This is a genomic window from Streptomyces sp. NPDC126503 (genome assembly GCF_040302405.1).
Classification (GTDB): domain Bacteria; phylum Actinomycetota; class Actinomycetes; order Streptomycetales; family Streptomycetaceae; genus Streptomyces; species Streptomyces gulbargensis.
In genome coordinates this window covers 566,925-590,352 of the sequence record NZ_JBEORS010000001.1, presented here as the reverse complement: position 1 = coordinate 590,352, position 23,428 = coordinate 566,925, and the positions used below count along the sequence as shown (strand labels likewise).

27 protein-coding genes, 1 tRNA gene and 1 riboswitch are annotated in these 23,428 nt (G+C 71.4%); of the genes, 18 read left to right on the top strand and 10 right to left on the bottom strand.

What is annotated here, in order from left to right:
- Window positions 1-4 precede the first annotated feature (4 nt).
- Window positions 5-604, bottom strand: coding sequence for an isochorismatase family protein (locus tag ABTY40_RS02745; protein WP_345281827.1), 600 nt, complete (start codon window positions 602-604; stop codon window positions 5-7).
- A 188-nt stretch (window positions 605-792) separates the two neighbouring features.
- A complete protein-coding gene (locus tag ABTY40_RS02740; protein WP_352057819.1) occupies window positions 793-2,121 on the bottom strand; it encodes a nicotinate phosphoribosyltransferase in 1,329 nt (442 codons plus the stop codon).
- A 99-nt stretch (window positions 2,122-2,220) separates the two neighbouring features.
- Here ABTY40_RS02740 and clpS point away from each other — a divergent pair, with 99 nt between their 5' ends.
- The 4 genes from clpS (at window position 2,221) to ABTY40_RS02720 (ending at window position 5,366) form a co-directional block, all read left to right on the top strand.
- A complete protein-coding gene (clpS, locus tag ABTY40_RS02735; RefSeq protein ID WP_345281823.1) occupies window positions 2,221-2,526 on the top strand; it encodes an ATP-dependent Clp protease adapter ClpS in 306 nt (101 codons plus the stop codon).
- On the top strand, window positions 2,526-3,110 hold the full coding sequence (locus ABTY40_RS02730) for a DUF2017 domain-containing protein (RefSeq protein WP_345281821.1): 585 nt from the start codon (window positions 2,526-2,528) through the stop codon (window positions 3,108-3,110). The genes clpS and ABTY40_RS02730 overlap by 1 nt, the downstream gene beginning before the upstream one ends.
- Window positions 3,111-3,436: 326 nt before the next feature.
- The gene (locus tag ABTY40_RS02725; RefSeq protein ID WP_352057818.1) at window positions 3,437-4,864 is read left to right on the top strand and encodes an amino acid permease; all 1,428 of its coding nucleotides are present in this window, start codon (window positions 3,437-3,439) and stop codon (window positions 4,862-4,864) included.
- 76 nt (window positions 4,865-4,940) lie between these two features.
- Window positions 4,941-5,366, top strand: a complete 426-nt coding sequence (locus ABTY40_RS02720; protein ID WP_345281817.1) for a M67 family metallopeptidase — start codon at window positions 4,941-4,943, stop codon at window positions 5,364-5,366.
- 69 nt (window positions 5,367-5,435) lie between these two features.
- Here the strand turns inward: ABTY40_RS02720 and ABTY40_RS02715 are convergent, their stop codons facing one another.
- Entirely contained in the window at window positions 5,436-6,380 is a 945-nt protein-coding gene (locus ABTY40_RS02715; protein WP_352057817.1) for a GlxA family transcriptional regulator, read from the bottom strand.
- A 71-nt stretch (window positions 6,381-6,451) separates the two neighbouring features.
- On the opposite strand from ABTY40_RS02715, the gene ABTY40_RS02710 reads away from it, so the two are divergent.
- The 4 genes from ABTY40_RS02710 (at window position 6,452) to ABTY40_RS02695 (ending at window position 8,727) form a co-directional block, all read left to right on the top strand.
- Entirely contained in the window at window positions 6,452-7,090 is a 639-nt protein-coding gene (locus tag ABTY40_RS02710) for an HD domain-containing protein (RefSeq protein ID WP_352057816.1), read from the top strand.
- A 184-nt stretch (window positions 7,091-7,274) separates the two neighbouring features.
- A complete protein-coding gene (locus tag ABTY40_RS02705; RefSeq protein WP_345281811.1) occupies window positions 7,275-7,394 on the top strand; it encodes a putative leader peptide in 120 nt (39 codons plus the stop codon).
- Window positions 7,395-7,492: 98 nt separating this feature from the next.
- Entirely contained in the window at window positions 7,493-7,771 is a 279-nt protein-coding gene (locus ABTY40_RS02700; protein WP_352057815.1) for a MoaD/ThiS family protein, read from the top strand.
- Between the two features lie 5 nt (window positions 7,772-7,776).
- Complete coding sequence (locus tag ABTY40_RS02695; RefSeq protein ID WP_309052548.1) at window positions 7,777-8,727, top strand: PLP-dependent cysteine synthase family protein; 951 nt, start codon at window positions 7,777-7,779, stop codon at window positions 8,725-8,727.
- Between the two features lie 109 nt (window positions 8,728-8,836).
- Here the strand turns inward: ABTY40_RS02695 and ABTY40_RS02690 are convergent, their stop codons facing one another.
- Window positions 8,837-9,319, bottom strand: coding sequence for a type II toxin-antitoxin system PemK/MazF family toxin (locus tag ABTY40_RS02690; protein ID WP_352057814.1), 483 nt, complete (start codon window positions 9,317-9,319; stop codon window positions 8,837-8,839).
- Window positions 9,320-9,524: 205 nt separating this feature from the next.
- Here ABTY40_RS02690 and ABTY40_RS02685 point away from each other — a divergent pair, with 205 nt between their 5' ends.
- On the top strand, window positions 9,525-10,280 hold the full coding sequence (locus ABTY40_RS02685) for an MBL fold metallo-hydrolase (RefSeq protein WP_352057813.1): 756 nt from the start codon (window positions 9,525-9,527) through the stop codon (window positions 10,278-10,280).
- A gap of 84 nt (window positions 10,281-10,364) precedes the next feature.
- Here ABTY40_RS02685 and ABTY40_RS02680 read toward each other — a convergent pair whose 3' ends face one another.
- Entirely contained in the window at window positions 10,365-11,630 is a 1,266-nt protein-coding gene (locus ABTY40_RS02680) for a PTS transporter subunit EIIC (RefSeq protein WP_352057812.1), read from the bottom strand.
- A 249-nt stretch (window positions 11,631-11,879) separates the two neighbouring features.
- The gene (locus ABTY40_RS02675; RefSeq protein WP_352057811.1) at window positions 11,880-13,148 is read right to left on the bottom strand and encodes a PTS transporter subunit EIIC; all 1,269 of its coding nucleotides are present in this window, start codon (window positions 13,146-13,148) and stop codon (window positions 11,880-11,882) included.
- 186 nt (window positions 13,149-13,334) lie between these two features.
- Between ABTY40_RS02675 and ABTY40_RS02670 the strand changes: the two genes are divergently transcribed.
- From ABTY40_RS02670 to rdgB, 4 genes are all read left to right on the top strand, one after another.
- Window positions 13,335-13,616 (top strand): PTS sugar transporter subunit IIB, encoded by a 282-nt coding sequence (locus ABTY40_RS02670; RefSeq protein WP_345281784.1) that lies wholly within the window; start codon window positions 13,335-13,337, stop codon window positions 13,614-13,616.
- Window positions 13,617-13,691: 75 nt separating this feature from the next.
- The gene (gene rph, locus ABTY40_RS02665) at window positions 13,692-14,423 is read left to right on the top strand and encodes a ribonuclease PH (RefSeq protein WP_345281782.1); all 732 of its coding nucleotides are present in this window, start codon (window positions 13,692-13,694) and stop codon (window positions 14,421-14,423) included.
- 104 nt (window positions 14,424-14,527) lie between these two features.
- A complete protein-coding gene (locus ABTY40_RS02660) occupies window positions 14,528-14,920 on the top strand; it encodes a hypothetical protein (RefSeq protein WP_502990465.1) in 393 nt (130 codons plus the stop codon).
- A gap of 11 nt (window positions 14,921-14,931) precedes the next feature.
- On the top strand, window positions 14,932-15,534 hold the full coding sequence (gene rdgB / locus ABTY40_RS02655; protein ID WP_352057810.1) for an RdgB/HAM1 family non-canonical purine NTP pyrophosphatase: 603 nt from the start codon (window positions 14,932-14,934) through the stop codon (window positions 15,532-15,534).
- 50 nt (window positions 15,535-15,584) lie between these two features.
- Here the strand turns inward: rdgB and ABTY40_RS02650 are convergent.
- The 3 genes from ABTY40_RS02650 to bcp all read right to left on the bottom strand — a co-directional run bounded on the left by ABTY40_RS02650 (window position 15,585) and on the right by bcp (window position 17,929).
- A tRNA-Leu gene (locus ABTY40_RS02650) sits at window positions 15,585-15,668 on the bottom strand.
- A 180-nt stretch (window positions 15,669-15,848) separates the two neighbouring features.
- Window positions 15,849-17,345: an MFS transporter gene (locus ABTY40_RS02645; RefSeq protein ID WP_352057809.1), complete on the bottom strand. Its 1,497-nt coding sequence runs from the start codon at window positions 17,343-17,345 to the stop codon at window positions 15,849-15,851.
- A gap of 110 nt (window positions 17,346-17,455) precedes the next feature.
- Entirely contained in the window at window positions 17,456-17,929 is a 474-nt protein-coding gene (gene bcp, locus ABTY40_RS02640; protein WP_345281776.1) for a thioredoxin-dependent thiol peroxidase, read from the bottom strand.
- A 120-nt stretch (window positions 17,930-18,049) separates the two neighbouring features.
- Between bcp and ABTY40_RS02635 the strand changes: the two genes are divergently transcribed.
- The 3 genes from ABTY40_RS02635 (at window position 18,050) to ABTY40_RS02625 (ending at window position 19,259) form a co-directional block, all read left to right on the top strand.
- Entirely contained in the window at window positions 18,050-18,370 is a 321-nt protein-coding gene (locus ABTY40_RS02635) for a DUF3618 domain-containing protein (RefSeq protein ID WP_352057808.1), read from the top strand.
- Between the two features lie 57 nt (window positions 18,371-18,427).
- Complete coding sequence (locus ABTY40_RS02630) at window positions 18,428-18,766, top strand: GroES family chaperonin (RefSeq protein ID WP_345281773.1); 339 nt, start codon at window positions 18,428-18,430, stop codon at window positions 18,764-18,766.
- A 76-nt stretch (window positions 18,767-18,842) separates the two neighbouring features.
- Window positions 18,843-18,905, top strand: a riboswitch (guanidine-III (ykkC-III) riboswitch).
- A gap of 33 nt (window positions 18,906-18,938) precedes the next feature.
- Complete coding sequence (locus tag ABTY40_RS02625) at window positions 18,939-19,259, top strand: DMT family transporter (protein WP_345281771.1); 321 nt, start codon at window positions 18,939-18,941, stop codon at window positions 19,257-19,259.
- Here ABTY40_RS02625 and ABTY40_RS02620 read toward each other — a convergent pair.
- Window positions 19,253-21,583, bottom strand: a complete 2,331-nt coding sequence (locus tag ABTY40_RS02620) for a transglycosylase domain-containing protein (RefSeq protein WP_352057807.1) — start codon at window positions 21,581-21,583, stop codon at window positions 19,253-19,255. The two genes, ABTY40_RS02625 and ABTY40_RS02620, sit on opposite strands and share 7 nt — an antisense overlap.
- A gap of 142 nt (window positions 21,584-21,725) precedes the next feature.
- Between ABTY40_RS02620 and ABTY40_RS02615 the strand changes: the two genes are divergently transcribed.
- Together ABTY40_RS02615 and ABTY40_RS02610 are read left to right on the top strand one after the other, a co-directional pair.
- Window positions 21,726-22,538 carry an ABC transporter permease gene (locus tag ABTY40_RS02615; protein ID WP_352057806.1) on the top strand — a complete coding sequence of 271 codons (813 nt, stop codon included), beginning with the start codon at window positions 21,726-21,728 and terminating at the stop codon, window positions 22,536-22,538.
- Window positions 22,539-22,644: 106 nt separating this feature from the next.
- Window positions 22,645-23,424 (top strand): ABC transporter permease, encoded by a 780-nt coding sequence (locus tag ABTY40_RS02610; protein ID WP_352057858.1) that lies wholly within the window; start codon window positions 22,645-22,647, stop codon window positions 23,422-23,424.
- The last annotated feature ends 4 nt before the right edge of the window (window positions 23,425-23,428 follow it).

Below are 23,428 nucleotides of genomic sequence, written 5' to 3'. Positions count from 1 at the left end.
GGCCTCAGGCCACGACCGGCTTGCCCGAGAGCCGCACGCCCGCCGCGCGCAGCTCCTCTAGGGCCCGGTCCGTCGTCCCCCGGGCCACGCCCGCCGTCAGATCGAGCAGCACATGGGTGACGAAGCCCTCCCGGACCGCGTCCAGGGCCGTGGCCCGCACGCAGTGGTCGGTGGCGATGCCCACCACGTCGACCTCGGAGACGTTCCGGGCGCGCAGCCAGTCGGCGAGCGTGTCCCCGTTCTCGTCCCGGCCCTCGAAGCCGCTGTAGGCGGCGTCGTACGCGCCCTTGTCGAAGACGGCCTGGATCGCGCCGCTCGCGACGGCGGGCGCGAAGTTCGGGTGGAAGCCGACGCCCTCCGTCCCGGCGACGCAGTGCACGGGCCAGGAGGTGACGTAGTCGGGCGCCTCGCCCGCCGGGGCGAAGTGCGCGCCCGGGTCGATGTGGTGGTCCCGGGTGGCCACGACGTGCTGGTACGCGGCACCCGCCGCCTGGCCGACCAGGTCGGTGATGGCGGCGGCGACGTCCGCGCCCCCCGCGACCGCGAGGCTGCCGCCCTCGCAGAAGTCGTTCTGTACGTCCACAACGATCAGTGCGCGGTGCATGGCGGCTGTCCTTAGCGGGTCGGAGGGGGAGGGTTTCGAGCGTAGAGACTTCCCCGTCCGTTCGGGAGGGGGCGTTCCGCCCGGGCCGGTACGGCGGGCACGGACGCGGGTGCGGCGATACGGGTACGGCGGTGCGGCCACGGGTGCGGCGGCCCCCCGGACGCCGCCGCAGCCCGCGTGCCGTCAGGTCACACGTACTCCGTCGGCAGCACCGGCTCGCCGCGCGAGAGCTGCATCGCGGACATCGGGAGCCCGGCGCGGGCGGCGATGTGGCGCGCGCGGGCCGCCTCCAGGGGCTCGCGGGCCACCACGTCACCGCCCTTGACCAGCTCGACCAGGAGCTGCTCGCCGGCGAGCTCCGGCGGCACCGGGCCGGTGCCGACGACCTCCGCCTCGGCGACGCCGTCCGCGTCCCGCCGGCGCGCCGCCCACTTGCGGCCGCCGACGGAGGCCTTGCCGCCCAGGGACTTCTTCGCCACGGGCACCAGCGGCGCCTTCGGGTCGGCCGAGCCGGCCCGGGCGACCAGCTTGTAGACCATGGATCCGGTCGGGTGGCCGCTGCCGGTGACCAGCTGGGTGCCGACCCCGTACGCGTCCACGGGGGCCGCCGCCAGGGAGGCGATGGCGTACTCGTCCAGGTCGGAGGTGACCACGATCTTGGTGTCGCGGGCGCCCAGCTCGTCCAGCTGCGCCCGCACCCGGTGGGCGACGAGCAGCAGGTCGCCGGAGTCGATGCGCACGGCCCCGAGCTCGGGCCCGGCGACCTCGACGGCGGTGCGGACGGCCTCGGTCACGTCGTAGGTGTCCACGAGGAGGGTGGTGCCCCGGCCCAGGGTGTCGACCTGGGCGCGGAAGGCGTCCCGCTCGCTGTCGTGGAGCAGGGTGAAGGCGTGGGCGGAGGTTCCGACGGTCGGGATGCCGTAGCGGAAGCCGGCGGCCAGGTCGGAGGTGGAGTCGAAGCCGCCGACGTAGGCGGCGCGGGCGGAGGCGACGGCGGCCAGCTCGTGGGTGCGGCGGGCGCCCATCTCGATGAGCCGCCGGCCGCCGGCCGCGGCCGACATGCGGGAGGCGGCGGCGGCGATGGCCGAGTCGTGGTTGAGGATGGAGAGGATCACCGTCTCCAGGAGCACGCACTCGGCGAAGGAGCCCTCGACGCGCAGCACGGGCGAGCCGGGGAAGTACACCTCGCCCTCGGGGTAGCCCCAGATGTCGCCGGAGAAGCGGTAGCGGGAGAGCCACTCGAGGGTGGGCTCGTCCACGATGCCGCGCTCGCGCAGGAAGCCGAGCACGCCCGGGTCGAAGCGGAAGTTCTCGACGGCGTCCAGGACCCGGCCGACGCCCGCGAGGACTCCGTAGCGGCGCCCCTCGGGCAGCCGGCGGGTGAAGACCTCGAAGACGGAGCGGCGGTCGGCGGTACCGGCCCTGAGGGCCGCCTGGAGCATCGTCAGCTCGTACTGGTCGGTGAAGAGGGCGGTCGACGGCACGTCCACCGGGAGCCCAAGGTCCGCAGCGTTCATGTCAGCGATGCTAGCGCAGAAATCGTCAGAGTGACGATTTCTGTTCCGGGGGCTGCCCCGTTTGTGCGACGGGCCCCCCGAAGTGGCAGCATGGGCTGAGTGAGCGTCGCGCCTATCGAGATCGAACGTACGGAATCCGCCGAGGAGGTCTCCGCGGTCGTCGAGCCCGACGTGCCCTGGGTGACCCTCGTGCACAACGATCCGGTCAACCTGATGAGCTATGTCACCTACGTCTTCCAGACGTACTTCGGCTACTCCAAGGACAAGGCGCACAAACTGATGCTCGACGTGCACCACAAGGGCCGCGCGGTGGTCTCCAGCGGCACCCGCGAGGAGATGGAACGGGACGTGCAGGCGATGCACGGTTACGGACTGTGGGCGACCCTCTCGCAGGACCGCGGCTGATGGCCGGGCACTTCGAGGCGATCGCCGGCGGAGGCGCCGCCGTCGCGCTCGACGAGGTCGAGATCTCCATCCTCCGCTCCCTGGCCGTCCAGCTCCTGGAGCTGATCGGGCCGGGCGAGGAGCCCGACGCGGACGCCGACCCGCTCGCCGCGCTGTTCGCCGAGGGTCCGAGCGAGCCCCCGTCCGACCCGGCGCTGCGGCGCCTCTTCCCCGACGCGTACGGGGACGGCAGCGAGGAGCTCCGGGCCGCGGCCGCCGACTTCCGCCGCTACACCGAGAACGACCTGCGCGCCCGCAAGCGCGAGGACGCCCTCGTGGTCGTCCGGGCCATGGACGCGCTCTCCGCCGAGGCGCTGGGCGAGGGCGGGGCCGTCCTCAAGCTCACCGCCGACGAGTCGAGGGCCTGGCTCGGCACGCTCAACGACCTGCGGCTGACCATCGCGACCCGGCTGGAGATCACCGAGGACGAGGAGAGCGAGCGGCTGTACCGGCTGCCGGACTCCGACCCGCGCAAGCCGATGGTGATGGCGTACCTCTGGCTGGGAGCGCTCCAGGAGTCCCTCGTCGAGACCCTGATGTCCTGACCCACCGCCCTCCCCGGGGTGGTGTTCGCTCAGCGGACGCTCAAATCCGGATAACGAATACGTTACTCAACCGCTCCGCCTTGCTCTATTGAGTCCCTTTTATCCGCCTTTTCGTGTGGTTCGCGCCACACGGGGCCCCGCCGATCACGGTGAACGCCGTGATAAATCTTCACGACCACTCGGGCACGCCACCCCTGTTCCCGAGGGCGCTTGGACCGGCTGACCGCCGGTGGCACTCCATCCACATCCGGGGGGATCAGGACCTGATCCGCAGCAGACGCAGCCGAGGCTGCCGCGCGGATCAGCATGGAGAAAGGCGCACCACCATGACCTCAGTGCAGGTCGACAAGCAGCACGACGGCACCGACGGGGCCGTGGGCGGCGACGAGGGCTACCAGCGAGGCCTCGGCGCCCGGCAGATCCAGATGATCGCCATCGGCGGTGCCATCGGCACCGGCCTCTTCCTCGGCGCGGGCAAGGCCATCCACAAGGCCGGCCCGAGCCTGATCCTGGCCTACGCCATCGCGGGCCTGGTCATCTTCTTCATCATGCGCGCCCTGGGCGAGCTGCTGATGTACCGCCCGGTCTCCGGCTCCTTCTCGGAGTACGCCCGCGAGTTCATCGGTCCCTTCGCCGGCTTCGTGACCGGCTGGACGTACTGGCTCTTCTGGGTCGTCACCGGCATCACCGAGGTGACGGCGGCGGCCACCTACATGACGTACTGGTGGGACATCCCGCAATGGATCTCCGCCCTCGTCTTCACCGTGATCCTCTACGGCGCCAACCTGATCTCCGTGAAGCTCTTCGGTGAGCTGGAGTTCTGGTTCTCCATGGTCAAGGTCACCGCCATCATCGGCATGATCCTGATCTGCGCCGGCATCCTCACCGTGGGCTTCTCCGACGCCGGGGACACCGCCACCGTCGCCCACCTGTGGAACCAGGGCGGCTTCTTCCCCAACGGCGTCGGCAGCACGCTGATGACCCTGCAGATCGTCATGTTCGCCTTCCTCGCCGTGGAGCTGGTCGGCGTCACCGCAGGCGAGTCCAAGGACCCGAAGACCGTCCTGCCCAAGGCCATCAACACCGTGCCGTGGCGCATCGCCGTCTTCTACGTCGGCGCGCTGATCATGATCCTGTCGGTCGTGCCGTGGACGGAGTTCCAGCCGGGCATCTCCCCGTTCGTCGCCGCCTTCGAGAAGATGGGCCTCGGCATCGGCGCCGCCATCGTCAACTTCGTCGTGCTGACGGCCGCCCTGTCCTCCTGCAACTCGGGCATGTACTCCACCGGCCGCATGCTGCGCGACCTGGCCCTCAACGGCCAGGGCCCGAAGGTCTTCACCCGCCTCACGAAGAACGGCACCCCGCTCCTCGGCCTGACCTTCTCCGCCGCCCTCATGCTCGTCGGCGTCTGGATCAACTACGTCGCCCCGGGCAAGGCCTTCGAGTACGTCGTCTCCTTCGCGACCATCTCCGGCATGTGGGCCTGGATCATGATCCTGGCCTGCCAGATCCGCTACCGGGCCAAGGCGAACCGCGGCGAACTCCCCGAGTCCACCTTCAAGGCCCCGGGAGCCCCGTACACCAGCTGGTTCGCGCTCCTCTTCATCGGCATGGTCATCGTGATGATGGGCGTCGACGAGGGTGCCCGCACCGCGCTCTACTGCGCGCCGGTCTGGGGTCTGATCCTCGGCGTCTCCTACCTGGTCCTCCGGGCCCGCAACCCCGAGGGCGCCGCCTTCGCCAAGCGGTCCTGACCTGCCTCGTCTCGCCATTCGGGCCGTCCCGTACCGAACTCCGGTACGGGACGGCCCGTCTGCTTATCCTGTCGTCATGCTGACCATCACCCGGGCCCTGTACGACCAGATCGTGGAACACGCGCGTAAGGACCACCCCGACGAGGCCTGCGGCGTCGTCGCCGGCCCGGCCGGCAGCGGCCGCCCCGAGCGCTTCATCCCGATGCTGAACGCGGCGCGGTCGCCCACCTTCTACGAGTTCGACTCCGCCGACCTGCTCAAGCTCTACCGCGAGATGGACGACCGGGACGAGGAACCCGTGATCATCTACCACTCGCACACCGCGACCGAGGCCTACCCGTCCCGCACGGACATCTCGTACGCCAACGAGCCGCAGGCCCACTACGTCCTCGTCTCCACCGCCGACACCGACGGCGCGGGCCCCTTCCAGTTCCGCTCCTTCACCATCGTCGACGGCGTCGTCGAGGAGGAAGAGGTCGAGATCGTCGAGGCGTACGCGTAAGCCGCCCCGGCGGGCCCGGGCGGCCGAGTGCGCCGGGGCCCGCGCGGAGCGGGAGCCGGACCGGCGGCGTCAGCCCGCCGTCGTCCTGAACCGCGCCGCGTACGCGGAGGGCGTCACCCCGACGTGCCGGGCGAACGCCCTCCGCAGGCTCTCGTCGCTCCCGAGCCCACTGCGCGCCGCCGCCCCCGTCACGCTCGCCCCGCCCTCCAGGAGCAGCCGGGCCGCCTCCACCCGTACCCGCTCCACGTACGCGGCCGGCGTCACCCCCGTCTGCTCGCGGAACAGCCGGGCGAGGTGCCGCACCGACACCCCCGCCCGCCGGGCCAGGGCCGGCGGGCGGTGGTCCGCCGCCGGATCGGCCACCACCGCGTCGAGCAGGGGCCGCACCACCGGATGCCGGGTCGGGGGCGTCCGCGAGGCCGCCGAGAACTGCGACTGCCCGCCCGGCCGCTGGAGGAAGACCACCAGGTCCCGGGCGACCGCCCGCGCCGCCTCCGGCCCCCGGTCCTCCTCCACCAGGGCCAGGCAGAGATCGATCCCGGCCGTCACCCCCGCCGACGTCCACACCTCCCCGTCCCGTACGTGGATGGCGTCCGGCGTCACCTCCGCGCCGGGGAACCGCCGGGCCAGCTCCGCCGCGTGCTCCCAGTGCGTCGTCGCCCGCCGCCCGTCGAGCAGCCCCGCCGCCGCCAGCGCGAACGCCCCCGTGCACACCGACGCCACCCGCCCCGCCCGGCCCGCCAGCTCCGCCACCCCCGGCGCCGCCGCCACGCAGCGCTCCACGTCCACCGCGCCGGGCACCACCAGCGTGTCCACCGCCCGTACCTCCGCGGCGGACAGGTCCGCGCCGATCCGCAGCCCGCAGGACGTCACGACGTCCCGGCCGTCCGGGGAACAGACCCGCACCGCGTAACCGGACCCGGCCGTCGCGAACACCTCCAGCGGCGCCGAGACGTCGAGCAGCCGCACCCCGTCGAACGCCGTCACCACCACCGCGTGCCCCGTCTTCGTCATGGTCCGATTCTGTGGGAAGCCCGTCCGTGAGGACATGGCGGGGCGCGGGCCCCGGGCGCGAACCTTGAGCCATGAACCCGCTCTCGCTGATTCCCGACACCGCCCTCGCCGCCGACGCCACCGCCCTGGTCCGTGACACCGCCGGCGAGCTCGTCTACCACCACTCCCGCCGCGTCTACCTCTTCGGCGCCCTCCAGGGCCGCGCCCGCGGCCTCGCCCACGACCCCGAACTCCTCTACGTGGGCGCCCTCTTCCACGACCTCGGCCTCGGCGAGAAGCACCGCGACAGCGGCCGCCGCTTCGAGGTCGACGGCGCCGACGAGGCCGCCGCCTTCGTCCGCGCCCACGGTCTGGACGAGGACGCCGTCCGCCGCGTCTGGACCGCCATCGCCCTGCACACCACTCCCGGGATTCCGGAGTTCATGGAGCCCGAGGTCGCCCTCGTCACCGCCGGCGTCGAGTACGACGTCCTCGGCATCGGGTACGACGACCCCGGCCTGGTCACCCCCGAGGAGCGGGCCGCGATCGTCGCCGCCCACCCCCGTCCCGACTTCAAGAACCGCATCCTGGCCGCCTTCGCCGAAGGCATCGCGCCGAAGCCGGACACCACCTTCGGCAACGTGAAGGCCGACGTCCTGCGCCACTTCGTCCCGGGCTTCGTCCCCGGCGACTTCGTCACCACGATCCGCGAGTCGTCCTGGCCCGAGTGAGGCCGGTGAGGGGCCGGCGTGGCGGGCGAGAGAAGGGGCGAGGGAGGGGAGGCGAGGGGGGCGGGGCAAGGAGAACGGGGACAAGGGGCAGGTGGAGCGGGTGCCGTCCGACAGCCGAACGGGATCTGTCCGCCAGGTGAGATCACATTCCGGAACCCGGACCGGGAATCGATACGATGACCCCATGGTTTCCCACGACGTGAGCGAAGAGAACCCGGGCACACCCCTGCTCGTGGCACGCCTGCACGTCGACCTGTGCCGCCTCGCCAGCGCGATGTGTACGACTCGCGCTGCGCTCCGTTAGACCGGCCGAGCGCACCTCACCCCGTACGACCCCGCACGCGCGGGGCCCCACCCGCGCGCCACCACGCCACCACGCCCCTTCCGACAGGAGCCCACGCCATGGCCATCGAGGTCCGCATCCCGACCATCCTCCGCACCTACACCGACGGCGCCAAGGCCGTCGAGGGCAGTGGTGAGACCCTCGCCGAGCTCTTCGCCGACCTGGAGTCCCGCCACGCCGGGATCGAGGCCCGCATCGTCGACGGCGACAAGCTCCGCCGCTTCGTCAACGTCTACCTGAACGACGAGGACGTCCGCTTCCTCGACGGCATCGACACCAAGCTCACCGACGGCGACAACGTCACGATCCTGCCGGCCGTCGCCGGCGGCATGGTCTGATCCACATGCGCTACGACTCCCCGCTGGCGGCGGTCGGCAACACGCCGCTGGTCCGCCTCCCCCGGCTCTCGCCCTCGGACGACGTCCGCATCTGGGCGAAGCTGGAGGACCGCAACCCCACCGGCTCCATCAAGGACCGCCCCGCGCTCCACATGATCGAGCAGGCGGAGAAGGACGGCCGGCTCACCCCCGGCTGCACCATCCTGGAGCCGACCAGCGGCAACACCGGCATCTCGTTGGCCATGGCCGCCCGGCTCAAGGGCTACCGCATCGTCTGCGTCATGCCCGAGAACACCAGCGAGGAGCGGCGCCAGCTGCTCGCCATGTGGGGAGCCGAGATCATCTCCTCCCCGGCGGCGGGCGGATCGAACACGGCCGTACGGGTCGCCAAGGAGATCGCCGAGAAGAACCCCGACTGGGTGATGCTCTACCAGTACGGCAACTCCGGCAACGCGGGCGCCCACTACGCCACCACGGGCCCCGAGATCCTCGCCGACCTGCCGTCCATCACCCACTTCGTGGCCGGCCTCGGCACCACGGGCACCCTCATGGGCGTCGGCCGCTACCTGCGGGAGCACAAGCCGGACGTCACCATCGTCGCCGCCGAGCCGCGCTACGACGACCTCGTGTACGGCCTGCGCAACCTGGACGAGGGCTTCGTCCCGGAGCTGTACGACGCCTCGGTCCTGACCACCCGGTTCTCCGTGGGCTCTGCCGACGCGGTCACCCGCACCCGCGAACTCCTCCAGCTGGAGGGCATCTTCGCGGGCGTCTCCACCGGTGCGGCGCTCCACGCGGCCATCGGCATGGGCCGCAAGGCGGTCAAGGCGGGCGAGCGCGCGGACATCGTCTTCGTCGTCGCCGACGGCGGCTGGAAGTACCTCTCGACCGGCGTCTACACGGCCGCCACCACCGAAGAGGCCATCGAGACCCTGCAGGGCCAGCTCTGGGCCTGACGGTGACGAGGGGACCCGGGCCCCCGCAGGACCGGTGACCCCGAGGGGCCCGGGGCGCCCGCCGCGCCCCGGGCCCCTCGCGTACCGCCCCCCGCCCCGCTCCTCCGCGTCACCGCGCCAGATGACGGACCTGGTCCCACACGACCGGATCGGCCGTTCCCGCTCTCCGGCGGAACTCCGCGAGCGGCACCTCCCGCAGCTCGTCCGTCTCCAGGAAGCTCGGCCGCCCCCGCGCGTCACCCACGGCCCCGGGCGGCAGCGCGATCACTCCCGGCCGCTCGTCGTGGTACTTGCTGGTGATCTTGGCGACGAGCGCGCTGTCGCCCCGTACCGCGAGCACCAGGCAGGGACGGTCCTTCGAACCGGGTCCGTCCTCGAAGGGCACGTCCGCCCACCAGATCTCCCCGGCCCGTGGCAACCGCCCCGGCGCGGGCCGGCGCGTCGGGCGGGTCGGCGCCCGGCCCGGCGCACGGCCGGAGGGGCGGGTGCGGCCCGGCGGGCGGCGCGAGGACCGCTTCCACCCGTCCGCGACGGCGACGACCAGCGCGAGCACGACGACCGCGAGCAGCGCGGGCCACCATGACGTGTCCATACCCCATGACGTTACCGGCGCGCGGCCCGCACCGCCGGACCGGCCCGCCATCCATCCGAACCGGTGACAGAGCCCGTGAGTTCGCCCACAACGGGCCGTCACGGAGGAGCTACAGGCCCGGGTGCGCCTTACGCTCGACAGACCGCACGACCTCCCCCTCCCTCAGCGCGCTATTTCCGCACCCGTCCACGGAGGTTCACGCTCCATGAAGCTCACCGTCGTCGGCTGCTCCGGGTCGTTCCCGTCCGCGGACTCGGCCTGTTCGAGCTACCTCGTCGAGGCCGACGGCTTCCGGCTGCTTCTCGACATGGGCAACGGCGCCCTGGGCGAGCTGCAGCGCCACATCGGTCTGTACGACCTCGACGCGATCTTCCTCAGCCACCTGCACGCGGACCACTGCATCGACATGTGCGCGTACTTCGTGGCCCGCTACTACCGGCACGAGGGCGGACGCTGCGACGCGATCCCCGTCTTCGCTCCGGAGGGCGCGGAGCAGCGGCTGACCACGGCGTACGCGGACACGCCGTCCCCGACCTCGATGAGCGAGGTCTTCGACTTCCACACGCTGAAGTCGGGGAGCAGCTTCGAGGTGGGCCCGTTCTCCGTCCGTACGGAGAAGGTCTGCCACCCCGTCGAGGCGTACGGCATCCGGATCGAGCACGGCGGCCGTTCGCTCACGTACTCCGGTGACACCGGGGTCTGCGACGCGCTGCACGACCTCGCGGACGGCACCGACCTCTTCCTGTGCGAGGCCTCCTTCACCCACGGCAAGGAGGACGTCCCCGACCTCCACCTCAACGGCCGCGAGGCCGGCGCCCACGCCGCCCGCGCCGGCGTGGGCCGGCTCGTCCTCACCCACATCCCCCCGTGGACGGACGCCGCCCGGAACCTGGCGGACGCCCGCGCGGTGTACGACGGCCCGTCCGAACTGGCCCGCCCGGGCGCGGTCTACGAGATCTGACGCGCGGACCGCGGCCCGCGGCACAAGGGGAAGGCCCCGGAACCTGGAACGGTTCCGGGGCCTTGTGCCGTACGGGGGAGGGGCTCACGCCTTGGTGAGGTCCTCGACCTCCTCCTCGGGCTCACGGCCCGGGGTGGGGAGGTTGAACTTGGTGATCGCGAAGCGGAAGACCACGTAGTAGACCGCCGCGAAGACGAGGCCGATGGGGATGATCATCCACGGCTTGGTCGCCAGTCCCCAGTTGAGGAAGTAGTCGATCGCGCCGGCGGAGAAGCTGAAGCCGTGGTGCACGCCCAGCGCCCAGGTGACGGCCATGGAGATGGCCGTCAGGATCGCGTGGATTGCGTAGAGCACCGGGGCGATGAACATGAACGCGAACTCGATCGGCTCGGTGATACCGGTGACGAAGGAGGTCAGCGCGAGCGACAGCATCATGCCGCCGACGGCCTTGCGGCGCTCGGGGCGGGCGCAGTGCGTGATGGCGAGGGCGGCAGCCGGGAGGGCGAACATCATGATCGGGAAGAAGCCCGACATGAACTGGCCGGCGGTGGGGTCGCCGTGGAAGAAGCGCGGCAGGTCACCGTGCCACAGGGCTCCGGCGGAGTCCTTGAACGTGCCGATCTCCTGCCAGGCGACGGTGTTCACGAACTGGTGCATGCCGATGGGCAGCAGACCGCGGTTGACGACGCCGAAGAGGCCGGCGCCGATCGCGCCGAGGCCGGTCATCCACTCACCGAAGTTCGTGATGACGTTGCCGATCGGCTCCCAGACCAGGCCGAAGAAGACACCCATGATGGTGCCGACGAAGGCCATGATGATCGGGACGAGGCGGCGGCCGTTGAAGAACCCGAGCCAGTCGACCAGCTTGGTGCGGTGGAACCGCTGCCAGATGATTGCGGCGAGCAGGCCCATGACGATGCCGCCGAGGACCTTGGGGTCGTTGTACGTCGCGGCGACGTCGACACCCTTGTTGGCGGTGGTGTTGACGACCGCCTCGGTCACGGGGAACGCGGTCAGCACGTTCTTGTAGACCAGGAAGCCGACCAGGGCGGCGAGGGCGGTCGAGCCGTCCGCCTTCTTCGCGAAGCCGATGGCGATGCCGACACAGAAGAGCAGGGGCAGGTTGGCGAAGACCGCGTCACCGGCGGTGGCGAAGACCTTCGCGACCTTGTCCCACCCGAGCCCGTCCTTGCCGAAGGCATCGTCCTGGCCGAGACGGAGCAAGATACCCGCGGCCGGCAGCACGGCGATCGGCAGCTGCAGGCTGCGACCGACCTTCTGCAGGCCCTGGAACAGGCCGGATCCGCGCTTCTTCGCGGGAGCGGCGGCCTGGGCGGTGGCCGTACTCATCAACTTCCTCCAGTTGGGCAAGGCGCCGCCAGAGGACAGGACAAAGGGGGTGACGGCGGCGTCTCGGGGGAACGCGGTGGACTGGACCGCGTGGTCTACACCAATGAGTGGTGTAGACCAGTTGTAGCACGTGAGACTTAGATAAGGAACCTGTGAATTCTGTGGGCTCGGCCATAACCGAAACGGCATGACGAGGGCCCCCGGAACCAGTGGCTCCGGGGGCCCTCGGGCGGCGCGGGGCGGCCCGCGCTACGGCTTCGTGATGTCCTTCTCCATCTCCCGCTCCACCTCCTCGGGCTCACGGCCCGGCGTCGGGACGTCGAACTTCGTGATGATCAGTCGGAACAGCACGTAGTACACGACCGCGAAGCCCAGGCCGATCGGGATGATCAGCCACGGCTTGGTGTCCAGGTGCCAGTTCACGACGTAGTCGATCAGGCCCGCCGAGAAGCTGAAGCCCGCGTGCACCCCCAGCGCCCAGGTGATCGCCATCGAGGCACCCGTGAGCACCGCGTGCAGCCCGTACAGCAGCGGCGCCGCGAACATGAAGGAGAACTCCAGCGGCTCCGTCACGCCCGTCACGAACGAGGTCAGGCCCACCGAGATCATCAGGCCCGTCACCTCCTTGCGGCGCTCGGGCCGGGCGCAGTGCGCGATCGCCAGGGCCGCCGCCGGGAGACCGAACATCATGATCGGGAAGAAACCCGACATGAACTGGCCCGCCGACGGGTCCTCCGCGAAGAAGCGCGTCAGGTCGCCCTGCACCACCGTGCCGTCCGGCTTCGTGTACTCACCGGCCTGGAACCAGAAGAAGGTGTTGAGGAACTGGTGCATGCCGATCGGGATGAGCAGCCGGTTCGCCAGACCGAAGATGGCCGCACCCCACGCCCCGAGGTCGATCAACTGCTTGGCGAACCAGGTCAGCGCGTCACCCACCGGCTCCCACAGCAGCCCGAACAGCACGCCGAGCACCACGCACAGGAACGCCATCATGATCGGCACCAGCCGGCGGCCGTTGAAGAAGCCCAGCCAGTCCACCAGCTTCGTCCGGTGGAAGCGCTGCCAGATGACGGCCGTGAGCAGACCGATGAGGATGCCGCCGAGCACGCCCGGATTCTGCGCGACCCCCTCGGGGACCTCCTCCGTCACCGTCCCCTCGCGCGGGAAGGCCTTCAGGACGTTGAAGTAGACGAGGAAGCCCACCACCGCGGCCAGTGCCGTCGAGCCGTCCGCCTTCTTCGCGAAACCGATGGCCACCCCGATGCAGAAGAGCAGCGGCAGCCCGAAGGCCCCGTCCAGGATCGCCGTCCCGCCCTGCGTCAGGACCTTCGAGGTCTTGTCCCAGAAGGCACCGTGCAGATAGGCCGAGAAGAGATTGCCGAGACTCACCAGCAGACCGGCCGCCGGCAGCACCGCCACCGGCAGCTGCAGGCTGCGGCCCACCTTCTGAAGGCCCTGGAAGAGGCCGCCGCGCCAGTTCTTCCCGCGCGCCGGGGCGGCGGCACTGTCGGTGCTCATCGGCGTCCTCCCTCTCCCGGAACAAGCCGGGTCCGCATCTCGTTGCACACTGGTGTAGACCAGTTGCGATAGGCTCCGGAAGCCCGCAAGGGCAGGTCGCCGGTGATCGTCATCTTTCGGTAGAACGGCGGCATGCGCTCGCGAAGTTGGGCCAACCGTGGGTTACCGTGACGAAGCGGACCACCGGTGCGCCGAGACGCGCGTTCTGCGAACGGAACGGACAGGGAGAAACACATGGCCAGCAAGGCTGAGAAGATCGTCGCCGGGCTCGGCGGCATCGAGAACATCGAAGAGGTCGAGGGCTGCATCACCCGCCTCCGCACCGAGGTCAACGACGCGAGCCTCGTCGACGAGGCCGCCCTGAAGGCCGCCGGCGCCCACGGCGTCGTCAAGATGGGCACCGCCATCCAGGTCGTCATCGGCACCGACGCCGACCCCATCGCCGCCGAGATCGAAGACATGATGTGAGCGTCTGACGCGCACCGACAGGGCCCGTTCCGGCAGGGGAACGGGCCCTTCCCCGCGTACGGCTACGCTCGTCCCATGTCTCGTATCGACGGCCGTACCCCCGAACAGCTCCGCCCCGTCACCATCGAACGCGGATGGAGCAAGCACGCCGAGGGCTCCGTCCTCATCTCCTTCGGCGACACCAAGGTCTTCTGCACCGCCTCCGTCACCGAGGGCGTCCCCCGCTGGCGCAAGGGCAGCGGCGAGGGCTGGGTCACCGGCGAGTACTCCATGCTCCCGCGCTCCACCAACACCCGCGGCGACCGCGAGTCCGTCCGCGGCAAGATCGGCGGCCGCACCCACGAGATCTCCCGCCTCATCGGCCGCTCCCTGCGCGCCGTCATCGACTACAAGGCCCTCGGCGAGAACACCATCGTCCTGGACTGCGACGTCCTCCAGGCCGACGGCGGCACCCGCACCGCCGCCATCACCGGCGCCTACGTCGCCCTCGCCGACGCCGTCTCCTGGGCCCAGGGCAAGAAGCTCGTCAAGCCCGGCCGCAAGCCGCTCACCGGCACCGTCTCCGCCGTCTCCGTCGGCATCGTCGGCGGCGTCCCCCTCCTCGACCTCTGCTACGAGGAGGACGTCCGCGCCGACACCGACATGAACGTCGTCTGCACCGGCGACGGCCGCTTCGTCGAGGTCCAGGGCACAGCCGAGGCCGAGCCCTTCGACCGCGCCGAACTCAACGCCCTGCTCGACCTCGCCGCCGCCGGCTGCGCCGAGCTCACCGACCTCCAGCGCAAGGCCCTCGACGCAACCCTCTGAGGGCCCCACGGCGTCCTCATCCACAACGGACAGCGGGCGCACGGTCACCACCCGATACGATCCGTGCGCCCGATGTCATGTCATGTACAGGGGAGGACCCACACGTGAAGCCTCGACCGACGAAGCTACGCCTCGCACTCGCCGTGGCCACGGCCGCCGCGCTCACCACCGTCCTGAGCGGCTGCGGGGCCCTCGACAAGGCCATGGACTGCGTCAAGACCGCCGAGGCCATAGCCACCTCGGTCAACAAGCTCGAGCAGGCCGTCTCCAGCGCCTCCAACGACCCCGCCCAGATCGAGGAAGCCCTCAACTCCATCTCCACGGAGCTCGGCAACCTCAAGGACACCACCGACAACGCCGACCTCTCCAAGGCCGTCGACGACCTCGGCAAGGGCGTGGACACCGTCCGCACCGCCGTCAAGAACGGCGACACCACCCCCGACATCAAGCCCGTCACCGACGCCGCCACCGAGATCGGCAAGGTCTGCACCCCGTAGATACTGGGGACATGACCCGTCTGATCCTCGCCACCCGCAACGCGGGCAAGGTCACCGAACTCCGCGCGATCCTCGCCGACGCAGGCCTCGGCCACGAACTCGTCGGCGCGGACGCGTACCCCGAGATCCCCGACGTCAAGGAAACCGGCGTCACCTTCGCCGAGAACGCCCTGCTCAAGGCCCACGCGCTCGCCCGCGCCACCGGACTCCCCGCCGTCGCCGACGACTCCGGCCTCTGCGTCGACGTCCTCAACGGCGCCCCCGGCATCTTCTCCGCCCGCTGGTCCGGCACCCACGGCGACGACCGCGCCAACCTGGACCTGCTCCTGGCCCAGCTCTCGGACATCGCCGACGAGCACCGCGGCGCCCACTTCGCCTGCGCGGCCGCGCTCGCCCTCCCGGACGGCACGGAACGCGTGGTCGAGGGCCGCATGGAAGGCACCCTGCGCCACCGACCGGCCGGCACGAACGGCTTCGGCTACGACCCGATCCTCCAGCCGGAGGGCTACGACGTGACCTGCGCCGAACTCACTCCGGCGGAGAAGAACGCGATCAGCCACCGCGGCAAGGCCTTCCGGGGGCTGGTTCCGGTGGTGCGGGAGCTGCTGGGCTGAGGCATGACTGTGGCCTGCGAATCAAGCCTTCGACTCGCAGGCCACGGCAGTGCGGCCGGTGGGATTCGAACCCACACAGGATTTCTCCCAGATGCCCCTAAAACACCCGCCGATACCAGTTTGGCTACGGCCGCCTACCCGACATGGTAGCGGCCGCCCGGCGCTCGTCCGCGGGGGACGGCGATGCTTCCGGCGACACCACGTCGCGGTCAGCGAGTGGCAGTTGGGGCAGAGGTGACGAAGGTTCCCCCGGTGGCGCGCGAACGGCCCGCGCCGGCCGTCACCGGTGCGGGCCGTTCCTGTGCGGAGCAGGGTCAGAACTTCGGCTCCGGGGCCCGGGCCATCACCATCCGTGCCGCCTCCTCGTGGGTCTCCACCGCCGGGGGCGAGCCCTCCAGGGGCTGTCGGGCCGTTTCCTTCATGCAGGCCACGGCGACGACGCCGACGAGGGCCGCGCCCATCGCGTAGTACGCCGGCACCAGGGTGCTGCCGGTCGCGTCGATCAGGGCCGTGATCACGAGGGGGGTCGTGCCGCCGAAGAGGGAGGTGGAGAGGTTGTAGCCCACCGAGAGGGAGCCGTAGCGGACGTCCGTCGGGAAGAGGGCCGGGAGCGCCGCCGACATGGTGCCGAGCATGCAGACGAGGGACAGGCCGAGCATCAGCGTGCCCGCCGTGACCGCCGGGACCCCGCCCCGGCCGATCAGCAGGAACGCCGGGAGGGAGAGGAGGAGGAAGCCCAGCATGCCCGCCATGAGGACCGGCTTGCGGCCGAAGCGGTCGTTCAGCCTGCCCACCCGGGTGATGATCAGCATCAGGAGGACCATCACCAGGAGCAGGATCAGCAGGCCGTGCGTCTCGCTGTAGCCGAGTTCGTCCGAGAGGTACGTCGGCAGGTAGGAGAGGACCATGTAGTCGTTGATGTTGTACGCGCCCACCAGCGCGACGCACAGCACCAGCATCGGCCACTGCTGCCGGAAGATCTTCGCCAGGTCGCCCTTGGTCGTGGTCTCCACCGCGTCCGCCGCCTGTGACGGGTGCGCCGCGTCGGACTCCAGGCGCTGGAATGCCGGCGTCTCGTCGAGCCGCATCCGCAGGTAGAGGCCGACCAGGCCCAGCGGCCCCGCCACCAGGAACGGCACACGCCAGCCCCACGCCTCCATCGTGTCGGAGCCGAGCCACGCGGTGAGCGCCGTCACCAGGCCTGCCGCGCCGGCGTACCCCGCCAGGGTGCCGACCTCCAGGAAGCTGCCGAAGTAGCCCCGCCGCCGGTCCGGCGCGTACTCGGCGATGAAGGTCGAGGCCCCGCCGTACTCGCCGCCCGTCGAGAAGCCCTGGAGCATCCGGAAGGCGATCAGGAGCACCGGCGCCCAGAAGCCGATGGAGGCGTACGACGGGATCAGGCCGATCGCGAAGGTGCCGGCCGCCATCAGGATCATGGTCAGCGCGAGGACCTTCTTGCGGCCGAGCCGGTCGCCCATCGGGCCGAAGACCATGCCGCCGAGCGGGCGGACCAGGAAGGCGACGGCGAAGGTCGCGAACGACGACAGGAGCTGGACCGTGTCGTTCCCGGACGGGAAGAAGACGTGCCCGAGGGTGACGGCGAGATAGGCGTAGACGCCGAAGTCGAACCACTCCATGGCGTTGCCGAGCGAGGCCGCTTTCACGGCCCGCCTGACCGCCGCCTCGTCCGTCACCGTGATGTCGGTCCGCCGTAGCCTGGGCCGCTTGCGCCGGCCGGCGGCCCGGAACAGCCGGTGGTGGCGTCTCAGGGCCTCGGGGTCGGCCGCGAGGTCGTTGTCGGGGGCCGGCATGACCGTCCGTCCTCTCTGCGGGGAACACACACAAGAGGCTCTTCTGCGCGGTCGTGGCACTCGCAAACGGGGATCGCCCGGAGTGCGATCCCCGTCACATCGCGGGGATGTCAGGCCTCGACGCCCAGGTCCCGGATGATCTTGGCGACGTGGCCGGTGGCCTTCACGTTGTAGAGGGCGCGCTCGACCTTCCCCTCCTCGTCGACGACCACGGTGGAGCGGATCACGCCCGTCACTGTCTTGCCGTACAGCTTCTTCTCGCCGAAGGCGCCGTACGCCTCCAGGACCTTCTTCTCCGGGTCGCCGACCAGGGTGACCTTGAGGTCCTCCTTCTCGCGGAACTTCGCCAGCTTCTCCGGCTTGTCCGGCGACACGCCGATGACGTCGTACCCGGCGCCCGCGAGCAGCTCCAGGTTGTCGGTGAAGTCGCAGGCCTGCTTGGTGCAGCCCGGGGTGAGGGCGGCCGGGTAGAAGTAGACGATGACCTTGCGGCCCTTGTGGTCCGCGAGGGAGACCTCGTTGCCGTCCGCGTCGGGAAGGGTGAAGGCGGGGGCGGTGTCGCCGGGCTGCAGTCGCTCGCTCATGGCTCTCCTCGGAAGTTCGCGTACGCGATCAGAGCCTAATGGGGGTCGGGGGCGGCTCTCGGCGGGCGGAACTGACAGACTGTCCATCAACGACCGGATCACGACCACGGAGGCAGCGCGGTGTCGGACGCCAGGACCCCTGCGCAGATCGAGGCGGACATCGTCCGCCGGCGCGAGCAGCTCGCCGTCACTCTCGACGAGATCGGCATTCGGATGCACCCCAGCACGATCGTCGGGGATGCCAAGGCCAAGGTCGCCTCGACCGTCGACGAGACCCTGGGGCGGGCCTACGTGTCCGTGAACCGGGTCGTCTCGGACGTGAAGGCACGTTTCACCGACGAGACCGGCGCTCCCCGCCTGGAGCGGGTCGTCCCGGTGGCGCTCGTCGCCGTCGCCGTGGTGGGGCTGCTCGTCTCCTCCTCCCGCAAGAGCAAGCGGTGACCCTTCGATGACCCCTCCCCGCGATGGGCGACACGCCCGGGCAGGTAGGTTCGGACCGTGAGCGAGAACACCCACGACAAGCTGCCCATCCGGATGCTCCACGACCGGGTCCTGGTCCGCACCGACACCCCCGAGGGGGAACGGCGCTCCGGCGGCGGCATCCTGATTCCGGCGACGGCGGCGGTCGGCCGCCGACTGGCCTGGGCCGAGGTCGTCGCCGTCGGCCAGAACGTCCGTACGGTCGAGACCGGTGACCGGGTCCTGTTCGACCCCGAGGACCGCGCCGAGGTCGAGGTGCGCGGCGTCGCGTACGTCCTGATGCGGGAGCGCGATCTGCACGCGGTCGCCGCGGACCGCTTCCAGGGCACCTCCGACTCGACGGGTCTGTACCTGTAGCCGGTCTCTCCTGGCCCCGGAGGACCGGACGGCGAAGGCCCCGGTGACCACGGTCACCGGGGCCTTCGGCCGTTTTTGTTAGCCTGGAGACACCCCGACGAGACGCGCCGTACCGGGTTTGACGCAAAGACGACGCACCCCTGTTGATCCGTCTCGCGGAGGTGTTGTCGTCATGGCCTGGATCCTGCTGATCGTCGCCGGTCTGCTGGAGGTCGCCTGGTCGGTCGGGATGAAGTACACGGAGGGCTTCACCCGGCTCTGGCCCAGTGTCTTCACCGGCGCGGGGATCGTCGCCTCCATGGTGCTGCTCTCCCAGGCGGCCAGGACGCTGCCGATCGGCACCGCGTACGGCGTGTGGGTCGGCATCGGCGCGGCCGGCGCGGCGGTGTTCGGCATGGTGGTGCTCGGGGAGCCGGCGACCGCCGCCCGGATCTTCTTCGTCTGTCTGCTGCTGGTCGCCGTGGTCGGCCTCAAGGCGACCTCGGGTCATTGACCCGGGCGGGCCGTTCCGGCGGGGGGCGGTCCCACCGCCACGCCCTCCCCGGCCGCCATGTCTTCCCCGCCCGTCACGCCGTCCCCGGGCGGCGTGACGGGCTCGGCCGCCGTTCCGGGCGGTCCCGCGGCCGCCGCCGCTCCGGCTTCTGCCGCCGGTCCCGTCCCCGTTCCCGGTTCGGCCGCCGCGCCCGCCTCGATGGTCCGGCCCTCGCCGGGCGTCCCCCAGCCGTCCTGCGCCTCGGGCGCCGGCGGCGCGTCGGGCAGCGGTTCGACCCCGGGCATCAGCCGCAGGTCGAACTCCTTCGGGGCCGTCCCGGCCAGTGCGTCCCGGGTGAAGCGGGCCCAGATCTCGGCGGGCGGCCCGCCGCCGTTGACCCGGGGCAGGCCCAGCGCCCCGTACAGCGGTTCCTGGCGGCCGGTGGCAGGATCCTGCCCCATGAGGGCGACGACCGTCGCCAGCTCGGGGGTGTACCCGGCGAACCAGGCCGCCTTGTCGTCCTCCGCCGTGCCCGTCTTCCCGGCCGCCGGCCGTCCCGCCGCCCGCGCCGCCGTGCCCGTACCCGACTCGACGACGCTGCGCAGGACGGCGGTGGTGGTGTCGGCGGCCTCCCGGCCGACGACCTGCCGGAGGTCACCCCGGGGCAGTGCGACGGCCTCGCCGTCCTTGGTGACGGCGGCGACGAGGCGGTACGGGCCGCGCTTGCCGTGCGCGGCGAGCGTGGCGTACGCCCGTGCCATGTCGAGCACGCTGGCGGTGGCCGGGCCGAGCGCGATGGACGGGGAGGCGGTGAGGTCGGGGGTGCTGCCCGGCAGGCCGAGGGCGACGGCGGTGTGCCGGACGCGGGCGGGGCCGACGTCGACGGCCATCTGGGCGTAGACCGCGTTCACGGACAGGTCGGTGGCTGTGCCGACCGGGATCTCGCCGTAGCTGGCGTCGTCCTCGTTGGCCGGGTCGTACGGGCCGCCGTTCCAGCCCTCCACGGGGCGGCGGTTGGTGCCGTCGTACAGCGTGTGGGGGGTGATCGGCTCGCCGTACTGGGTGCGGGCGCCGTGCTGCACGGCCGCGGTGAGGACGAAGGGCTTGAAGGTGGAGCCGACCTGGTAGTCGCGGCGGGTGGCGTTGTTGACGTACTGCCGGGTGTAGTCGACGCCGCCGTAGAGGGCGAGGACGTGGCCGCCGGCCGGTTCGACGGCGGCGGCCCCGACCCGTACGTACCGGTCGGCGGGGTTGTTCTCCGGGTCGAGGCGGTCGATGACGCGGTCCTCGACGGCGCGGACGAGGGCGTCCTGCTTGGCGCGGTCCAGGGTGGTGGTGATCCGGTAGCCGCCGGTGTCGAGGGCCTCCCGGTCGAGGACGCCCTGGCCGGTGAGGTACTGCTCCACGGCCTTGACGAGGTAGCCGCGCTGGCCGGACAGGCCGGAGAGGCCGCCGGCGGACGAGGCGGGGAGGGGGTCGGGGAAGCGGGCGGCGGAGCGCTCGGCGCGGGTGAGCCAGCCCTCCTTGACCATGCCGTCGAGGACGTAGTGCCAGCGGGCGACGGCGGTGGCCCGGTTCTCGGGGCGGGTGGTGACGTCGTAGGCGCTGGGGGCCTTGAGGAGGGCGGCGAGGTAGGCGCCCTCGGCGGTGCCGAGCCGTTCCACGTCCTTGCCGTAGTAGGCGCGGGCGGCGGCCTGGAGGCCGTAGGCGTTGCGGCCGAAGTAGCTGGTGTTCAGGTAGCCCTGGAGGATCTCCTCCTTGGTCGCGGCGCGTTCGAGCTTGATCGCGATGAAGAACTCCCGGGCCTTGCGGGTGAGGGTCTGCTCCTGTCCCAGGTAGTAGTTCTTGACGTACTGCTGGGTGATGGTGGAGCCGGACTGGCGGCCCTTGCCGGTGAGGGTGTGCCAGGCGGCACGGAGCATCGCCTTGGGGTCGACGGCGCGTGAGGTGTGGAAGTCGCGGTCCTCGGCGGCGAGGACCGCGTGCCGTACGGGCAGGGGGATCCGGTCGAGCCGGACGTTCTCGCGGTTGACCTGGCCGCCGCGGGCGAGGGGCGTGCCGTCCCGGTAGAGGAAGACGTTCGCCTGGGCGCGGGCGGCGGCGTTGGCGGGCGGGATGTCGATGAGGAGGTAGCCCGCGGCGAGGGCGCCGGCGAGGAGCAGGACGCCGAGCAGGAACAGCTTCAGGAGCAGGGTGAACAGCCGCCGGGCCGGACCGCGCCGGGCGGGCGGGGCGGACCGGGGCGGGTGGTCGGGTGCGGGAGGCCGGGGAAGGGTGGGGTCCCTGGGCTCCCAGCCCGCGGCGTCCGGCCGGGGGGACTCGCTCGTGTCGGAGGAAGGGGACATGGCATCACATACTGCCCGGAATGACGCAAAAGTCCTGAATGCCACCCGTAGGTGACGGGAAATCCGCTCGCGAGGCCCGGCCGCCCCCCACTAAGGTCGTGCGCTTCGCCGTCCTGTCCTCGCGGCGGAAAGGGGGTTCACCGTGCCGCGTCCGCGGCTGTACGCGACGGTCGCCGCGGGCGGTTTCCGGCGCCACGCCACCTACCGCGTCGCCACGGCGGCGGGCGTCTTCACCAACTCGGTCTTCGGCCTCGTCCTCTCCTACACCTACATCGCCCTCTGGGACGAACGTCCCCGGCTCGGCGGCTACTCCGTCGACGACGCGCTGGCCTATGTGTGGATCGGCCAGGCCCTGCTCACGGTCTGTGGCCTCATGGGCGGCGGCTTCGAGGTCGAGCTCATGGAACGGGTCAGGACCGGCGACATCGCCGTCGACCTCCACCGCCCCGCCGACCTCCAGGCCTGGTGGCTCGCCGCCAACGCCGGCCGCTGCGCCTTCCAGCTGCTCGGCCGGGGCGTCGCCCCCATGGCGATCGGCGCGCTCGTCTTCGACTTCACCCTCCCGGACGGGCCGGGCCGCTGGGCCGCCTTCCTGCTCTCCGTGGCCCTCGGCTCCCTCGTCGGCTTCGCGATCTGGTACCTGGTCGCGATGAGCGCCTTCTGGCTCCTCGACGGCCAGGGCGTCGCGCAGGCCGCCTGGCTCGGCGGGATGTTCTTCTCCGGGATGCTCCTCCCGCTCAACGTCTTCCCCGGCGCCCTCGGTGACCTGGCGCGCGTGCTGCCCTGGGCCTCCCTCCTGCAGGTCCCGGCGGACGTCTACCTCGGCCGGTACGGGGACGGCCCCGGCCTGGCGCGGGCGTACGCCTTCCAGGGCTGCTGGGCCCTCGTCCTGCTGGCCGCCGGCCGGGCCGCGCAGGCGGCGGCGACGCGGAAGGTGGTGGTGCAGGGTGGCTGAGCGGACGGGGGAGCCGGTGGTGACGCGCGAGGGGGCGGCAGGGGCGGCCGGTCCGGCGCGGTCCGGGCTCGCGCGCCCCGGCGGGGAGTCCTGGCGCACGTACCGGATGGTCGCCGGCATGTGGATCCGGTCGACGCTGGCGTACCGCACCTCCTTCGCCCTCTCCCTCTTCTCCTCCCTCTGCGTCACCTTCTTCGACTTCGTCGTCATCCTGCTGATGTTCGGTCACGTCGAGGGCCTCGGCGGGTTCGCCTTCGCCGAGATCGCCTTCCTCTACGGCACGGCCGGCACCTCCTTCGGGCTCGCCGACCTGACGATGGGCTCCCTGCAGCGGATGGGGCGCCGGGTGCGGGACGGCTCGCTCGACACCTTCCTGCTCCGGCCGGCACCGCTGCTCGCCCAGGTGGCCGCCGACGCGTTCGCGCTGCGGCGGCTCGGCCGGGTCACCCAGGGCCTGGTCGTCCTCGTCTGGGGGCTGCTGCTCCTGGACGGCGTCACCTGGACGCCGCTGAAGGTGCTGCTCGTGCCGGTGACGGTGGTGTGCGGGGCGGTGATCTTCATGGCGGTGATGGTGATCGGGGCGTCCGCGCAGTTCTGGATCCAGGACGCCGCCGAGGTCACCAACTCCTTCACCTACGGCGGGAACACCCTGCTCCAGTACCCGCCGACGATCTTCGCGCAGGAGCTGGTGCGGGGTGTCGTGTACGTCGTCCCGCTGGCGTTCGTCAGCTGGCTCCCCGCTCTGTACGTGCTCGGACGGCCGGCCCCGGCGGGGGTGCCGTCCTGGGCGGCCTTCGCCTCTCCGGCGGTCGCCCTGGTCTGCTGCGGGCTCGCCGGCCTCGCCTGGCGCGCCGGCATCCGTTCGTACCGTTCGACAGGAAGCTGAGGAG

Bases quoted from the DNA above. Each gene is read 5' to 3' on its own strand.
- ABTY40_RS02620 (WP_352057807.1), bottom strand. From the start codon at position 21,583: ATGTCCCCTTCCTCCGACACGAGCGAGTCCCCCCGGCCGGACGCCGCG.
- ABTY40_RS02720 (WP_345281817.1), top strand. From the start codon at position 4,941: ATGCTGACCATCACCCGGGCCCTGTACGACCAGATCGTGGAACACGCG.
- ABTY40_RS02610 (WP_352057858.1), top strand. From the start codon at position 22,645: ATGGTCGCCGGCATGTGGATCCGGTCGACGCTGGCGTACCGCACCTCC.
- ABTY40_RS02695 (WP_309052548.1), top strand. From the start codon at position 7,777: ATGCGCTACGACTCCCCGCTGGCGGCGGTCGGCAACACGCCGCTGGTC.
- ABTY40_RS02715 (WP_352057817.1), bottom strand. From the start codon at position 6,380: ATGACGAAGACGGGGCACGCGGTGGTGGTGACGGCGTTCGACGGGGTG.
- ABTY40_RS02705 (WP_345281811.1), top strand. From the start codon at position 7,275: ATGGTTTCCCACGACGTGAGCGAAGAGAACCCGGGCACACCCCTGCTC.
- ABTY40_RS02690 (WP_352057814.1), bottom strand. From the start codon at position 9,319: ATGGACACGTCATGGTGGCCCGCGCTGCTCGCGGTCGTCGTGCTCGCG.
- bcp (WP_345281776.1), bottom strand. From the start codon at position 17,929: ATGAGCGAGCGACTGCAGCCCGGCGACACCGCCCCCGCCTTCACCCTT.
- ABTY40_RS02745 (WP_345281827.1), bottom strand. From the start codon at position 604: ATGCACCGCGCACTGATCGTTGTGGACGTACAGAACGACTTCTGCGAG.
- ABTY40_RS02730 (WP_345281821.1), top strand. From the start codon at position 2,526: ATGGCCGGGCACTTCGAGGCGATCGCCGGCGGAGGCGCCGCCGTCGCG.
- rdgB (WP_352057810.1), top strand. From the start codon at position 14,932: ATGACCCGTCTGATCCTCGCCACCCGCAACGCGGGCAAGGTCACCGAA.
- ABTY40_RS02710 (WP_352057816.1), top strand. From the start codon at position 6,452: ATGAACCCGCTCTCGCTGATTCCCGACACCGCCCTCGCCGCCGACGCC.
- ABTY40_RS02700 (WP_352057815.1), top strand. From the start codon at position 7,493: ATGGCCATCGAGGTCCGCATCCCGACCATCCTCCGCACCTACACCGAC.
- ABTY40_RS02680 (WP_352057812.1), bottom strand. From the start codon at position 11,630: ATGAGTACGGCCACCGCCCAGGCCGCCGCTCCCGCGAAGAAGCGCGGA.
- ABTY40_RS02740 (WP_352057819.1), bottom strand. From the start codon at position 2,121: ATGAACGCTGCGGACCTTGGGCTCCCGGTGGACGTGCCGTCGACCGCC.
- ABTY40_RS02645 (WP_352057809.1), bottom strand. From the start codon at position 17,345: ATGCCGGCCCCCGACAACGACCTCGCGGCCGACCCCGAGGCCCTGAGA.
- ABTY40_RS02685 (WP_352057813.1), top strand. From the start codon at position 9,525: ATGAAGCTCACCGTCGTCGGCTGCTCCGGGTCGTTCCCGTCCGCGGAC.
- ABTY40_RS02675 (WP_352057811.1), bottom strand. From the start codon at position 13,148: ATGAGCACCGACAGTGCCGCCGCCCCGGCGCGCGGGAAGAACTGGCGC.
- ABTY40_RS02625 (WP_345281771.1), top strand. From the start codon at position 18,939: ATGGCCTGGATCCTGCTGATCGTCGCCGGTCTGCTGGAGGTCGCCTGG.
- ABTY40_RS02725 (WP_352057818.1), top strand. From the start codon at position 3,437: ATGACCTCAGTGCAGGTCGACAAGCAGCACGACGGCACCGACGGGGCC.
- rph (WP_345281782.1), top strand. From the start codon at position 13,692: ATGTCTCGTATCGACGGCCGTACCCCCGAACAGCTCCGCCCCGTCACC.